Source organism: Kushneria phyllosphaerae (genome assembly GCF_900312995.1).
Taxonomy (GTDB): Bacteria; Pseudomonadota; Gammaproteobacteria; order Pseudomonadales; family Halomonadaceae; genus Kushneria; species Kushneria phyllosphaerae.
Genome location: NZ_ONZI01000003.1, coordinates 186,763 through 199,855 on the forward strand (window position 1 = coordinate 186,763; position 13,093 = coordinate 199,855).

A 13,093-nucleotide genomic window follows, 5' to 3' on the forward strand; every position below is an offset into this window, starting at 1 on the left:
GCAGAGACAGGAAAGGGCCGCCTTCTCATGAAGGCGGCCCTTTTTTATTCCAGACCTATTCATTCCAAACGTGAGGTGAATCAGTCCTTCGTGCTGAGTGCGGCTTCAAGTCCTGGCGTGTACTCGGCGCCATGCGGCACGGTGACAGTAGAAGGTGCCAGCGCATCATTGATCGGCTCGAACCGGCCGCCCAGCGATTCAGCCAGAAACGCTTCGGTAATGGCATTGAAGGCAATGTTATTGGCCGGACGGGCAAAACCATGGCCTTCATCGGGGAAGAGCACATAGGTGACGGGAATCGACTTTTCGCGCATGGCGTCGACGATCTGATCACTCTCGGCCTGCTTGACGCGCGGGTCGTTGGCCCCCTGACCGATCAGCAGCGGACGCTGGATACGGTCAGCGTGGGTCAGCGGCGAGCGCGCCTTCAGCCATTCGCGGCCTGCCTCGGTATTGGGGTCGGCCATGCGGCGATACATCTGCTGGCGTCCGGCTTCCCAGTAGGGCGGAATGCTGTCCAGCAGGGTGGTCAGATTTGACGGTCCGACAATATCGACACCACAGGCGAAGACCTCAGGGGTCATGGTAAGCCCGGCAAGCGTGGCATAGCCGCCGTAGGAGCCGCCCATGATGGCGACCCTGTCCCGATCGGCAATGCCCTGATCCACCGCCCAGTTCACGGCATCGATCAGATCATCATGCATGGTGGTGCCCCACTCGCCGTCACCGGCAGAGGTGAAGGACTTGCCAAGCCCGGTCGAACCGCGATAGTTGACCGACAGGACCGCGTAGCCGCGGTTGGCCAGCCACTGGTGGTAGCTGTTGCTGCCGTAGCTGTCACGCGCCCAGGGGCCGCCATGGACCAGCAGCACCATTGGTAGCGGGGCGTCCGGCGTTTTGAAGCCATCGGCGTCACTGCCGGCAGGCAGGGTCAGGTAGGAGACCAGTGTCAGACCATCGCGTGAGGTGAGCGCCAGCGGCGTCATGCCGGCAAGCGGTGCGCCTTCAAGCTCCGGACGGCTGACAAACAGTGAGGTCAGCGTGAGGGCGTCGCGATCAAAGAGCCAGGTTTCGGCAGGTGCCGTGACCGGGTCATTGACCACGATCCAGCGGCGGTCGTCATCCGTACGCGAGGTGACGTTAACATCGCCTTTGAGCTGCTCATCAAGAAAGGTCAATGCTTCACCGATGCTCGGGTCAATGGCGGTCCATTCGGTGCGCAGATAATCCACCGCCCAGGCCTGAATGTCGTGGTTGTCCCGGTCGGCCATCACGCCGGTGATATCGGCCTTTGGTGACTGGGCGATCACGCGGGACTCGCCGCTTTCCCAGTCCTGTGCTGTCAGGGCCGCTGTATCGCGTCCGCGACTGTCGATCCAGTACATGGTGCGACCATCGCGGGTAAACCCGGCCGGCCCGGTGTTGGCGCTGTCTTCAAAGCTGATGGAGGTAAACGGTTCGCTCTCGACGGTCAGGTCGTTGACGCGAAAGAAGTCTTCGCCACCATCGGCGCGGGGCTTCTCGGCCAGACGAATCTCCAGATTTTCATCCAGCAAAAAACCGCCGTAGCCGTCGTTTTGCAGCACCAGCGACAGCTCGCCGCTGTCGAGATTGAGCTGGTAGACGTCATGCCAGCGCGGGTCACGGTCGTTGATGCCGACCATGATGTGGTCCCTGATATGGCGACTTACTCCCAGTACCTGCACGCGCACCTCTTCCTGCGGCGTGAGAATACGCTGCTCGCCACTGGCCACGCTTACGCCATACAGGCGAAAGTTTTCATCGCCGCCCTGGTCGTTAACGTACAAAAGCTGCTGGCTGTCCGGTGACCAGAAGTAGCTTCGAATCGGGCGAGTGTCTTCGTGTGTCAGGGCCCGGGCCTGGTCGGGATGATCAGTGGGCGCCACAAACAGGTTTAACACGTCATTGTGAGGGGCAATCCAGGACAGCCACTGTCCATCCGGGCTCAAGCGTCCCTGCACGCGGCTGGGATTGCCAAACAGGCGCTGACGCTCGATCAGCGCCACATCCTTTGTCGGGCCGGCGCCTGCCGAGGGGGTCTGGCTGGCCGGCACGGCGGCCAGCGCTACATTGATCCAGCACATCATGAACTCCTTGTACCGATAGCCGGTGGCCGTATCAATCTACGGCGTCATCTTGAGTTCGACAGCATAACGTACGTGTGTTTCCAGGGCCTGATGAATCCGTTAGCCAGCGTTTATTTCAGAGCCAGGCTTTATGCCTATAAAATATGGATAACCATTTTTTTATTTCCGAAAAAAGGGATGACGGGAGCAGGAATATGACAGGAGTAATGTTATGACGCAGGTGGCCAACGCCGACCAGTCCCGGCAGATGCCTTTGCATCAATCGCCCATTGTCTGGGGCTCAGTGGCACTTTTGCTGGTTGCACTTCTGCTGGTGGGGAGTGCCATCAGCGTGACACAGGGGGCATTGATGCTGGTAGGCGGCGCGCTGGGGCTGGTGCTCTATCATGCCGCCTTTGGGTTCACCTCTGCGTGGCGCGTGTTTATTCTTGAGCGCCGCGGGCGTGGGCTACGGGCGCAGATGGTACTGCTGGCGGTTGCAGTGGTGCTTTTCTTTCCAGCGCTGTCAGCCGGCATGCTGTTTGACCATCCGGTGCGGGGCTTTGTCTCTCCCATCGGCGTGTCGGTGATGGTGGGCGCCTTCATGTTTGGCATTGGCATGCAGCTCGGTGGCGGCTGCGCTTCCGGGACGCTGTTTACGGCCGGCGGTGGTAATGCCCGCATGGTCGTGACGCTGCTCTTTTTCATTGTCGGCTCGGTACTGGCCACCATCAACTTTGACTGGTGGTCGTCGCTACCGGCATTTCAGCCGACATCGCTGGTTGAGCTGGGAGCAGGACCCGGTATCGCCACAAGTCTTGCGCTGTTTGCCGTGATCGCTGCGGTCACCGTCTGGCTGGAACGTCGTCGGCACGGCAGTCTGGAAGCCGCGGCGGTGCCGGCCGAGCGCCGCGGTACGGCGCGCTGGCTGCGGGGCCCATGGCCACTGCTTTTTGGTGCGGTAGCATTGGCACTGCTCAACTTTGCAACGCTGGCGCTGTCCGGCAAGCCCTGGGGCATTACTTCTGCCTTTGCGCTCTGGGGCGCCAAGGGCATTCAGGTCCTGGGAATGGATCCGGGGCAGTGGAGCTACTGGCAGCAGCCGGGCAATGCCCAGGCGCTGAGCCAGAGCATCTGGCACGACATCAATAGCGTCATGAACATCGGCATCATTCTGGGGGCGATGCTGGCCGCGGCACTGGCGGGAAGATTTCAGCCCAGTTTCAGGATTCCGCTGCGCTCGCTTTTGGCCTGCGTGATCGGCGGGGTGATGCTGGGCTATGGCGCGCGTATCGCCTTTGGCTGCAACATCGGCGCCTATTTCAGCGGTATCGCTTCAGGCAGCCTGCACGGCTGGGTATGGATGGTCTTTGCCTTTGCCGGCAACATGGTCGGGGTAAAGCTGCGTCCCTTCTTTTTTGCTCAGCCCGCGCGTCCGGCCGTCAGCGGCTGCTGAGCCCCCGGATTCTTTCGATAGACAAATCGGAGATGCCTGATGGCATCTCCGACCCTGTCCTTTCGCTAACCTGCTGGACCATGACATATTGGCGCAAATTGGTAATTTTTTTTTAACAATAAAAGGTATAATAATTTGTTAACACGCTTATGATTTACGGAAGTGGCATGTCAGTTTCAAATTCGTTGACCCCCGCCAAGCGACGCCAGACGCTTAACAGCATCTATCGCTACGTTGCCTATCTCTTCTTTATTGCCTTGATCTGCCAGTGCATGTACTGGGATGCGCTGCCCAGAGACCTTGAGGATCAGTTCACCGAAGCGTCCTTCGCTGAAATTTCCCAGACCTTCATGCTGCTGGCCAGCCTGATTCTTCTGTGGAAGGTTCGTGTGATGGGTGTGTATCGCCACGGGGTGGTGCTGATGTTCGCCTTTTTGCTGGCCTCGCTGATCCGTGAGCAGGATTTCATGCTCGATCGCGTATTTGACGATCTCTGGCAGTGGCTGGTGGCGCTGGTTCTGGTGCCGGCCCTCGTGTTTCTGGTGCGCTACCGCCTGCGTGTACTGGATGAGTGCTGTCGCTACATGCAGCAGATGTCCTTTGGTCTTTTCCTGAGCGGTTTTGTCACGGTCTATGTTTTTTCACGCCTGATGGGGCGAGGCATTTTCTGGGAAGCCGTTTTGAAGGCGCAGTACCTCTACGAGATCAAATCCACTGTGGAAGAGGGTGTCGAGACGCTGGGCTATGCCCTGATGCTGCTGGCCATTGTAGAGCTGTGGCTCTGGGCACGTCGGCAGGTGTCCGGGGCGTTCTGACCAGTTGTCACTGACAGACGGCCTGTCCGTTCGAGGATAAAAAAAGGCCCCATCCATGGATGGGGCCTTTTGTATGGCAGGCGCTGCTTATTTCGGCAGCATGCTGCGCAGCACGTAGTGGAGGATACCGCCATGACGGTAGTACTCCAGCTCGTTGACGGTATCGATGCGGCAAAGCGCGTCGAGTTCCTTGGTATTGCCATCGGCAAAGGTGATGGAGACCTTCACGCTGGCACCCGGGTTCAGATCACCAAGACCGGAAATGCTGATGGTTTCATCACCGGTCATGCCCAGCGAGTTGCGGTCTTCACCTTCCGGGAACTGCAGCGGCAAAACGCCCATGCCGATCAGATTAGAGCGGTGAATACGCTCGTAGGACTCGGCGATGACCGCGCGAACGCCCAGCAGGCGAGTACCCTTGGCGGCCCAGTCACGTGACGAGCCTGTGCCGTATTCCTTGCCGGCAATCACGACCAGCGGCGTACCTTCTTCGGCGTACTTCATGGCGGCATCATAGATGGCCATCTGTTCGCCGTTGGGCACGTAGCGAGTGAAGCCACCTTCAACGCCGTCGAGCATCTCATTGCGGATACGCACGTTGGCAAAGGTGCCGCGCATCATGACTTCGTGGTTGCCGCGACGGGAACCGTAGGAGTTGAAGTCCTTGACCTCGACGCCGTGCTCCTGAAGGTAGCGACCTGCCGGGCTATCGGGCTTGATGGAACCGGCCGGAGAGATATGGTCGGTCGTGACCGAGTCGCCCAGCTTGGCCAGAACGCTGGCGTTCTTGACGTCCTGGATCGGTTCCGGCTCGCGGCCCATGCCTTCAAAAAACGGCGGATGCTGGATGTAGGTGGAATCCTTCGACCATTCATAAACCTCACCCGGGGTGATGTCGATGGATTGCCACGCGGCATCACCGTCAAAGACCTCGGCGTATTCCTTGCGATACATATCGCTGCGAACACGTTCGACGGCTTCGGCGATCTCCTTCTGGGACGGCCAGATATCCTTGAGATAGACCGGATTGCCGTCGCGGTCGTTGCCCAGTGATTCTTTGGAGATGTCCAGACGCACGTTGCCGGCCAGCGCATAGGCCACGACCAGGGGCGGTGACGCCAGCCAGTTGGTCTTGATCAGCGGATGAATGCGGCCTTCAAAGTTACGATTACCGGAAAGCACCGAGGCAACCGTCAGGTTGTCATCCTGAATCGCGGCGTCAATCTGCTCGGGGAGCGGGCCGGAGTTGCCGATACAGGTGGTGCAGCCGTAGCCGACCAGGTTGAAGCCCAGTGCATTAAGCGGCTCCTGGAAGCCAGCCGTGGCCAGGTAATCGGTGACGACCTTGGATCCGGGGGCCAGTGAGGTCTTGACCCAGGGCTTGCTGGTCAGTCCCTTCTCGACGGCCTTTTTGGCTACCAGGCCTGCCGCCATCAGCACGCTTGGGTTGGAGGTGTTGGTGCACGACGTGATGGCGGCGATGACGACCGCACCATCCTGCAGGCGGAAGTTATGTCCGCGGTGCTCGATGTTGGGCTCTTCGTTGAAGCTATTGTCGACAAAGGGCGCGGTGCTGCCACCTTCGCTTTGCCAGCGACCTTCTTCCTTCGCCGGTGCATCCTTTGACTGGTCTGCCAGCAGCTTTTCGAAAGTGGCGCTCATGTCGGTCAGGGCAACGCGATCCTGCGGACGCTTCGGGCCGGCCAGGCTTGCCTCGACGCTATCCATATCCAGCGACAGGGTGTCGGTAAAGATCGGCTCGTGGCCTGCCTCGCGCCACATGCCCTGTTCCTGAGCATAGGCTTGGACCAGCTCGATCTGCTCCTGGCTACGCCCGGTGAGCTTCATGTAGGTCAGGGTTTCGTCATCGATCGGGAAGAAACCACAGGTCGCCCCGTATTCCGGCGCCATGTTGGCAATGGTGGCACGATCGGCCAGCGGCAGGTCCTTGAGGCCATCACCGTAGAATTCAACGAACTTGCCGACCACGCCCTTCTTGCGCAGCATCTGGGTGACGGTCAGTACCAGGTCAGTGGCCGTGATGCCTTCCCTGAGCTTGCCTTCCAGCTTGAAGCCAATGACTTCGGGGATCAGCATGGATACCGGCTGACCCAGCATGGCCGCTTCGGCTTCAATACCGCCAACGCCCCAGCCCAGCACGCCCAGACCGTTGATCATGGTGGTGTGGGAATCGGTGCCGACCAGCGTGTCGGGGAAAGCGAAGGTCTTGCCGTCTTCTTCCTTCGTCCAGACCGACTTGCCTAGGTACTCAAGGTTGACCTGGTGGCAGATGCCGGTGCCGGGCGGAACCACACTAAAGTTGTCAAAGGCCTGCTGACCCCAACGCAGAAACTCGTAGCGCTCGTGGTTACGCTGCATCTCGATCTTGACATTGTCTTCAAACGCTTCCGGGTTGCCGTAATCGTCGACCATGACCGAGTGGTCAATGACCAGATCCACCGGCGACAGCGGATTGATGCGAGAAGGCTTTTCGCCGAGCTTGGCGACCGCATCGCGCATGGCTGCAAGGTCGACTACGCCGGGAACACCGGTGAAGTCCTGCATCAGTACGCGAGCCGGGCGATAGCCGATCTCGCGCGTGGAGCGGGCTTCCTTCTGCCAGTCTACCAGTGCCTGGATATCGTCTTCAGTGGCGGTAACGCCGTCCTGAAAGCGCAGCTGGTTTTCAAGCAGCACCTTGAGGGTAAAGGGCAGGCGCGTAAAATCGCCGTACTGCTCGGCTGCCTTTTTGAGACTATAGTAGTGGTAGGTGGTGTTACCGACCGTCAGCTCGCTAAGCGTGCCTTTGGTGTTATCAGGGCTCATGAGGCCTCCTCATCATCGGATTCCGGACCCGCACCATGCGGCTTGATAACCTCCGTCAGGAGAGGCGATAACGCATGGCCGGTACGCCGCATCAGGGAACGTTTTTCAGCGTGAGCTGTTGTTTCCTGATGAGTATAGTAAGCATACCTGCAATATGACCTTGTGTCGGTCTGCCTACATTGTCGACAAACTTCGTGGCGCTAGCATAACAGTTTACCGCCCGTTTCGTTCAAGTATTTCAAGGCGAAAGCCCCCTATGCACGACCAAAGGCTAATATCGTGGCAGGCGCATTGCCCCTATTGCGACGCCATGAATGATATCGATATTGACACCAGTCAGGGCTCCCATATGACCTGGGTTGACTGCCAGTGGTGCTGTGCGCCGATTGTCGTCACGGTGACGATCTCCCTTTTCGATGACAGTCTGGAGTCGGTCACGCTCGGACGTGATGACGATGCCTGAGCGGTTGCAGACAATGAGTGTCATTGCCATCGCCGATTGGCTGCAGGCTATACGCCCCCTCACAATAAGACATGTCGATCATGTCTGCCCGGACGCTGAAGCAGGTCATGTGCAGTGTTACACTGGGCGCCATCCAATTTCTGTCGATTTCTGTTGAGGTTATGTCATGAGTGATGCCAGCCATCATCCGCTGATTATTCTGGGCTCGGGCCCGGCCGGCTATTCCGCCGCGGTCTATGCAGCTCGCGCCAATCTGTCTCCGATGCTGCTGACCGGCATGGAAATGGGCGGTCAGTTGACCACGACCACGGATGTCGACAATTGGCCGGGTGATGACAGTGGTGTACAAGGCCCCGAGCTCATGGAGCGCATGCGTCGCCATGCCGAGCGTTTTGACACCGATATCCGCATTGACCACGTCAATGAAGTGACGTTGACCGAACGTCCCTTCAGGCTGAAGGGTGACCAGGGCAGTTACACCTGTGACGCTCTGATTGTGGCCACTGGCGCCACCGCACTGTATCTCGGTCTTGAATCCGAGGAGCGGTTCAAGGGACAGGGCGTGTCTGCCTGCGCCACCTGCGATGGTTTTTTCTATCGCAACAAGGAAGTCGTGGTTGTGGGCGGTGGCAACACGGCGGTTGAGGAAGCGCTGTATCTCTCCAACATCGCCTCGAAAGTGACGCTGGTGCATCGTCGCGACAGTCTGCGCGCCGAGAAAATTCTGCAGCAGAAGCTGTTCGACAAGGTCGACAACGGCAACATGGCGATCGAATGGAACACCATGGTCGATGAGGTACTCGGCGATGGTTCCGGCGTCACGGGAGTCAGGCTCAAATCCATGACGGATGGCAGTACGCGCGAGCTCGAAGCGCCGGGGCTGTTCGTGGCCATCGGTCATCGCCCTAACACGGACCTGTTCCAGGGCCAGCTGGACATGAAAGATGGCTACATCACCGTCAAGTCAGGCCTTGAAGGCAACGCCACGGCCACCAGCATTCCGGGTGTTTTTGCCGCCGGTGATGTGGCCGACCAGATCTATCGTCAGGCGATCACCTCGGCCGGCAGTGGCTGCATGGCAGCGCTGGATGCCGAGCGCTATCTGGATGGTCTGGATCCAAGCGTGCCGCATTCGGCCTGGTAAACAGGATCGTTTTTGATCGCGGGCGATCATGATGCAAAAAGAGGGAAGGCTCTGAGCCTTCCCTCTTTTTTTGTCGCCGGTTCCTGTCGCCAATCTCTGTCACCAATACCGTGATCACTTTTCACCGTCGCGCCCTGCTTGACCCAAGGCATCCGAATTGTCATTCGGGATCCGATCAATAGTGCGGCGGTCGCTCCTGAGCGCTGTCGGACTGCAGGGATTCAAGGCTGTCACGCTGCTCTCCCAGGCGCTGGGCCATGAGATTGCAAAGACGCTCCAGTCTTTCAATGGTGGCATTTTGCTTGATCACCGCGTCATCCAGACGCTCCAGCCAGTCCTCCTGCCAGGCCAGGCGGCTCTCCATATCGTTAGCACGCTCTATCACCTGCTTAAGCGTAGTGTCAATGTGCATGTTAGAATCAGCGTGTTGCGGAGGTGTGTTCATGTCGTTGATCTCCGTACGTTAAACATCCGGTCGAATGGCCGGTGGCTGGGTTCACATCCCGTGAGCAAGGGGCATCATGGGGATACGCGGGATGGGGACGGTCCGAGTAAACAATCCGATAAACGTTTGAAGCAGAGTATCGTCATGAGTTCAAAAACCATCTGGCGCTGTACCATTATCAGCCTGCTGCTGGCGCTTTTAACGCCGGTTATCGCAGGTTTTCTTGTCTATCTTGCAAGCCCTGTCGTTATCGACGACATGGCCGTTGATCCCGGTCTTGTCGTCATCTGGGCGCTGTCTGCCGTGGCGTCGTTTGTGACGCTCGAGATCGCAACACTTGCCATGCATGTGCTGACGCCAACACTGTCCAATGTGGTGGAAGTCGAGAAGGATGATCGCGAGATCGGGGTGGTCAAGTGGTTCAATGTCAACAAGGGCTATGGCTTTATCACCCGTGACGGGGGCGAGGATGTCTTCGTTCATTTTCGTGCCATTCGTGGCAAGGGGCATCGTACGCTCGCCGAGGGTCAACGGGTGCGTTATTACTCCATCCAGAATGAGCGTGGCCTGCAGGCCGAGGATGTGACGGTCATCACCTGACAGACCGTCTTTTCAAACATCCTCGTGGTGTGCCAAAAAAACATGGTGTACCACGAAAACGCCCCGCAACGCGGGGCGTTTTTGATGAGCTCAAAGACAGATTACGTCAATGACGTCTTATTTCTTGCCATCCTGAGCGCCGGCATCAGGCCAGTGGATCACGCCTTCGCTGCCATCGGCGAGCACCTGGAAAAAGCGGTCAGGGTCATCTCCGGGCTGCCATCCGCCCAGTGAGCAGCGCACTTCACACGCCAGCGCCTGGCTTGCGGCGCGAGCACAATCAGCGTCTCTGGGCCAGGGTGTAATTTCACTGTCAAACCAGAGGCTGGCCAGTCGGTCGGCGGCATGTTCAACGAGCAGGACAGGCAGGCGCTGGCCCTTGTAGATTGGCGCTGCCCGCCACTGCTGTTTGCCGGCGCGCTCAAGCGTCACGCTGGTCTCCAGCGCCGTGGAAAGCCATTGAGAGATACGCCCGGCATCATTGCAGGCAAGGTAAACCTCGATGTCTGGATAGTGCTCCATGGGATTATCGCAGCAGCCGGTCAAGGGTGGATTCAAGGGCCTGACTCATCAGATCAAGGTCCGTGGCAAGGATGCGTTCATCGCGCTGATGAATGGTGGCGTTGCGCGGGCCGAACTCGATGGTCTGTGGCCCCAGTGTCGCAATAAAACGGGCATCAGAGGTACCGCCGCCGGTAGAAAGCCGGGGAGACGATCCGGTAATGTCAAAAAGAGCAGCGCTGACGGCCTCGGTCAGTGCGCCCGGCACCGTCATGAAAGGCTCACCGGAGAGCTGCCAGTCAATATGCCAGTCAAGCGCGTATGTATCGAGTAATGCCTCGATGCGTGTCTTGAGCGCCTGCGCCGTGACTTCGGTGGAAAAGCGCAGGTTGAAGGTCACCTCCAGCTCGCCGGGGATGACATTGTTGGCACCGGTGCCACCATGGATGTTGGAAATCTGAAAGCTGGTCGGCGGGAAAAACGCATTGCCATTGTCCCAGTGTTCTGCCACCAGAGCGTTCAGCGCCGGCATGGCCTGATGGATGGGGTTGCGCGCCAGCTGGGGATAGGCGACGTGACCCTGAATACCGTGAATGCGCAGGACGCCGTTGAGCGAGCCACGCCGTCCATTTTTGATAACGTCGCCAAAGTGCGCCTCGGAGGAGGGCTCGCCGACGATGCAGTAATCGATGGATTCATTTCGTGCGCGCAGGATCTCCACCACGGCGCGGGTGCCATCGTGTGCCGGGCCCTCTTCATCGCTGGTCAGCAAAAAGGCAATCCGCCCGCGATGATCGGGGTGGGCGGTAACAAAGCGCTCGACGGCGGTCACCATCGCGGCCAGCGATCCTTTCATATCGGCCGCACCGCGTCCGCGAAGATAGCCGTGCTCATCGATGCAGGGGGAAAAGGGCGGTGTCTGCCACAGATGTTCAGGACCTGTCGGGACGACATCGGTGTGGCCTGCCAGCACCAGCGTGGGGCCGGTCTGACCGCGCACGGCCCAGAGATTGCGCACCTCGCCCTGATCCATCCACTCCAGATGAAAGTCCAGCTGTGCCAGACGCTCACCGATCAGGGTCTGACAGCCGGCATCTTCGGGCGTGACCGAGGCTCTTGAAAGCAGCTCAAGCGCCAGTGACAGTGTCTCACTCGGCGCCTGACGGGTCGCTGCAGTGTTGTCGAAAACCTTGTGCATGACTCTCTTCATTCAACGGGCGCCCGCGTGGACGCCCGGATGTGTGGACAGCGCTGACATCGCTTCAGTTATGGGCGTGCAGTGCGTCGTTGAGCGCGATGGCGCTCTTGTTGGTACGACACTCAAGACGTCCTGTCTGAGAGTTGCGCAGAAACAGCAGATCGTTCTGTCCGGCCAGATGGCGTGCCGCGACAGTGTCTACCAGTTCGCCCTGGTCGTCGAGAAGGGCTACCTTGGCGCCGGCAGTGATGTAGAGGCCGGCTTCAACGGTGCAGCGATCGCCCAGAGGAATGCCGATACCGGCATTGGCGCCGATCAGACAGTTCTCTCCGGTACCGATAACGATGTTGCCACCGCCGGACAGCGTGCCCATGGTCGAGGCGCCGCCGCCCAGATCAGAGCCACTGCCCAGCATGACGCCGGCCGAAATGCGGCCTTCCACCATGCCCGGGCCTTCGGTGCCGGCATTGAAGTTGCAAAAGCCTTCATGCATGACGGTGGTGCCTTCGCCCAGATAGGCGCCCAGACGGACACGTGCCGTGTCGGCAATGCGCACGCCTTTTGGTACCACGTAGTCGGTCATTTTCGGGAACTTGTCGACACAATCGACAGACAGGGTGCGGCCTTCAAGGCGCGCCTTCAGACGACGGTCGTTGAGCTCCTCGATGTCGATGGCGCCTTCGCTGCTCCAGGCAATGTTCTTCAAAAGACCGAACATGCCGTCAAGCGTCAGACCGTGAGGCTTCACCAGACGGTGCGACAGCAGGTGCAGCTTGAGATACACCTCGGGCACGCTTTCCGGGGCGCGATCCTCTTCAAGAAACACGGCCACCAGCGGGCGATGGCTGTCTGCCATGGCGCGAGCGATGTCGGCCTGCTCGTCATTGCCGGCATGCGTCAGGGCCTCGGCCAGGCTTTCACAGTGCTCGGGCAGAAAGCTTACGGCCACATTGCCTTCGGGCGCGCCGAGCGTGCCGCGCACGGTGTCGATGAGCTTGCGTTCAGGGGCATGAAGCGGAGCGGGGTAATAGACTTCGAGCCAGTCGCCCTGGCGGTTCTGGGTGCCGATACCCAGTGCAAAACTCAGCATGAAAAACTCCTTGAATCAAAAAGGGAAGGGGTCAGGCGGGCCAGTCGTCGACGGCCTTGCCCACCAGCACCTCTGTGCCGGTATCGAGTACCGGGCGCTGGATCAGACTCGGGTGGGCCTTGATCAGTGCCATGGCGCGGGTCTGATCCAGATCTCCGCGCTCGGCATCGTCCAGGTTGCGCCAGGTGGTACTGCGTCGGTTGAGCAGCGTGGACCAGTCAACGTATGTCAGAAAATGCTGAAGGGTTTCCTCCAGCCCGCCCTGATCGGCCAGACGACGCAGATCGATCATCTCGACCTCCTGATCGCTGGCCTCGAGCCGGCGGCGGGCGCGACGGCAGCGGTCGCAGTTGGGCAGGCCATAAAGCTTCAGCATGGGATGTCTCTCATGACGCATTGGGCGGCGATTATAGGCGCCCGGCATGACAAGGCTCAAATCGGGACGTGCACCGTGCTCGACAGATCGGC

Annotated in this window: 12 protein-coding genes; 5 read left to right on the top strand and 7 right to left on the bottom strand. The window is 59.3% G+C overall.

Features of this window, described 5'->3' with window-relative positions; genetic code table 11:
- Window positions 1-80: 80 nt before the first annotated feature.
- Window positions 81-2,108 carry a S9 family peptidase gene (locus KSP9073_RS10810; protein ID WP_165814227.1) on the bottom strand — a complete coding sequence of 676 codons (2,028 nt, stop codon included), beginning with the start codon at window positions 2,106-2,108 and terminating at the stop codon, window positions 81-83.
- A 211-nt stretch (window positions 2,109-2,319) separates the two neighbouring features.
- On the opposite strand from KSP9073_RS10810, the gene KSP9073_RS10815 reads away from it, so the two are divergent.
- Window positions 2,320-3,543, top strand: a complete 1,224-nt coding sequence (locus KSP9073_RS10815) for a YeeE/YedE family protein (RefSeq protein WP_165814228.1) — start codon at window positions 2,320-2,322, stop codon at window positions 3,541-3,543.
- Between the two features lie 167 nt (window positions 3,544-3,710).
- Window positions 3,711-4,358, top strand: a complete 648-nt coding sequence (locus tag KSP9073_RS10820; protein ID WP_108842983.1) for a hypothetical protein — start codon at window positions 3,711-3,713, stop codon at window positions 4,356-4,358.
- Window positions 4,359-4,445: 87 nt separating this feature from the next.
- Here KSP9073_RS10820 and acnA read toward each other — a convergent pair whose 3' ends face one another.
- Window positions 4,446-7,184: an aconitate hydratase AcnA gene (acnA, locus tag KSP9073_RS10825; protein ID WP_108842984.1), complete on the bottom strand. Its 2,739-nt coding sequence runs from the start codon at window positions 7,182-7,184 to the stop codon at window positions 4,446-4,448.
- A 256-nt stretch (window positions 7,185-7,440) separates the two neighbouring features.
- On the opposite strand from acnA, the gene KSP9073_RS10830 reads away from it, so the two are divergent.
- Both KSP9073_RS10830 and trxB read left to right on the top strand, forming a co-directional pair.
- A complete protein-coding gene (locus KSP9073_RS10830) occupies window positions 7,441-7,647 on the top strand; it encodes a zinc ribbon domain-containing protein (protein WP_108842985.1) in 207 nt (68 codons plus the stop codon).
- A gap of 166 nt (window positions 7,648-7,813) precedes the next feature.
- Window positions 7,814-8,791: a thioredoxin-disulfide reductase gene (gene trxB, locus KSP9073_RS10835; protein WP_108842986.1), complete on the top strand. Its 978-nt coding sequence runs from the start codon at window positions 7,814-7,816 to the stop codon at window positions 8,789-8,791.
- A 175-nt stretch (window positions 8,792-8,966) separates the two neighbouring features.
- Here trxB and KSP9073_RS10840 read toward each other — a convergent pair whose 3' ends face one another.
- Window positions 8,967-9,203 carry a SlyX family protein gene (locus KSP9073_RS10840; protein ID WP_108842987.1) on the bottom strand — a complete coding sequence of 79 codons (237 nt, stop codon included), beginning with the start codon at window positions 9,201-9,203 and terminating at the stop codon, window positions 8,967-8,969.
- 177 nt (window positions 9,204-9,380) lie between these two features.
- Between KSP9073_RS10840 and KSP9073_RS17880 the strand changes: the two genes are divergently transcribed.
- The gene (locus tag KSP9073_RS17880; protein WP_108842988.1) at window positions 9,381-9,836 is read left to right on the top strand and encodes a cold-shock protein; all 456 of its coding nucleotides are present in this window, start codon (window positions 9,381-9,383) and stop codon (window positions 9,834-9,836) included.
- Between the two features lie 117 nt (window positions 9,837-9,953).
- Here the strand turns inward: KSP9073_RS17880 and KSP9073_RS10850 are convergent, their stop codons facing one another.
- From KSP9073_RS10850 to KSP9073_RS10865, 4 genes are all read right to left on the bottom strand, one after another.
- Window positions 9,954-10,358, bottom strand: coding sequence for a hypothetical protein (locus KSP9073_RS10850; protein WP_108842989.1), 405 nt, complete (start codon window positions 10,356-10,358; stop codon window positions 9,954-9,956).
- 4 nt (window positions 10,359-10,362) lie between these two features.
- Window positions 10,363-11,535 (bottom strand): succinyl-diaminopimelate desuccinylase, encoded by a 1,173-nt coding sequence (gene dapE, locus KSP9073_RS10855; RefSeq protein WP_108842990.1) that lies wholly within the window; start codon window positions 11,533-11,535, stop codon window positions 10,363-10,365.
- A 64-nt stretch (window positions 11,536-11,599) separates the two neighbouring features.
- Window positions 11,600-12,625 carry a 2,3,4,5-tetrahydropyridine-2,6-dicarboxylate N-succinyltransferase gene (gene dapD, locus KSP9073_RS10860; RefSeq protein WP_108842991.1) on the bottom strand — a complete coding sequence of 342 codons (1,026 nt, stop codon included), beginning with the start codon at window positions 12,623-12,625 and terminating at the stop codon, window positions 11,600-11,602.
- 31 nt (window positions 12,626-12,656) lie between these two features.
- Window positions 12,657-13,001: an ArsC/Spx/MgsR family protein gene (locus tag KSP9073_RS10865; protein ID WP_108842992.1), complete on the bottom strand. Its 345-nt coding sequence runs from the start codon at window positions 12,999-13,001 to the stop codon at window positions 12,657-12,659.
- Between the last annotated feature and the right edge of the window lie 92 nt (window positions 13,002-13,093).

Coding starts and splice junctions, on each gene's coding strand:
- KSP9073_RS10810 (WP_165814227.1), bottom strand. CDS start 2,108: ATGATGTGCTGGATCAATGTAGCGCTGGCCGCCGTGCCGGCCAGCCAG.
- KSP9073_RS10815 (WP_165814228.1), top strand. CDS start 2,320: ATGACGCAGGTGGCCAACGCCGACCAGTCCCGGCAGATGCCTTTGCAT.
- KSP9073_RS10820 (WP_108842983.1), top strand. CDS start 3,711: ATGTCAGTTTCAAATTCGTTGACCCCCGCCAAGCGACGCCAGACGCTT.
- acnA (WP_108842984.1), bottom strand. CDS start 7,184: ATGAGCCCTGATAACACCAAAGGCACGCTTAGCGAGCTGACGGTCGGT.
- KSP9073_RS10830 (WP_108842985.1), top strand. CDS start 7,441: ATGCACGACCAAAGGCTAATATCGTGGCAGGCGCATTGCCCCTATTGC.
- trxB (WP_108842986.1), top strand. CDS start 7,814: ATGAGTGATGCCAGCCATCATCCGCTGATTATTCTGGGCTCGGGCCCG.
- KSP9073_RS10840 (WP_108842987.1), bottom strand. CDS start 9,203: ATGCACATTGACACTACGCTTAAGCAGGTGATAGAGCGTGCTAACGAT.
- KSP9073_RS17880 (WP_108842988.1), top strand. CDS start 9,381: ATGAGTTCAAAAACCATCTGGCGCTGTACCATTATCAGCCTGCTGCTG.
- KSP9073_RS10850 (WP_108842989.1), bottom strand. CDS start 10,358: ATGGAGCACTATCCAGACATCGAGGTTTACCTTGCCTGCAATGATGCC.
- dapE (WP_108842990.1), bottom strand. CDS start 11,535: ATGCACAAGGTTTTCGACAACACTGCAGCGACCCGTCAGGCGCCGAGT.
- dapD (WP_108842991.1), bottom strand. CDS start 12,625: ATGCTGAGTTTTGCACTGGGTATCGGCACCCAGAACCGCCAGGGCGAC.
- KSP9073_RS10865 (WP_108842992.1), bottom strand. CDS start 13,001: ATGCTGAAGCTTTATGGCCTGCCCAACTGCGACCGCTGCCGTCGCGCC.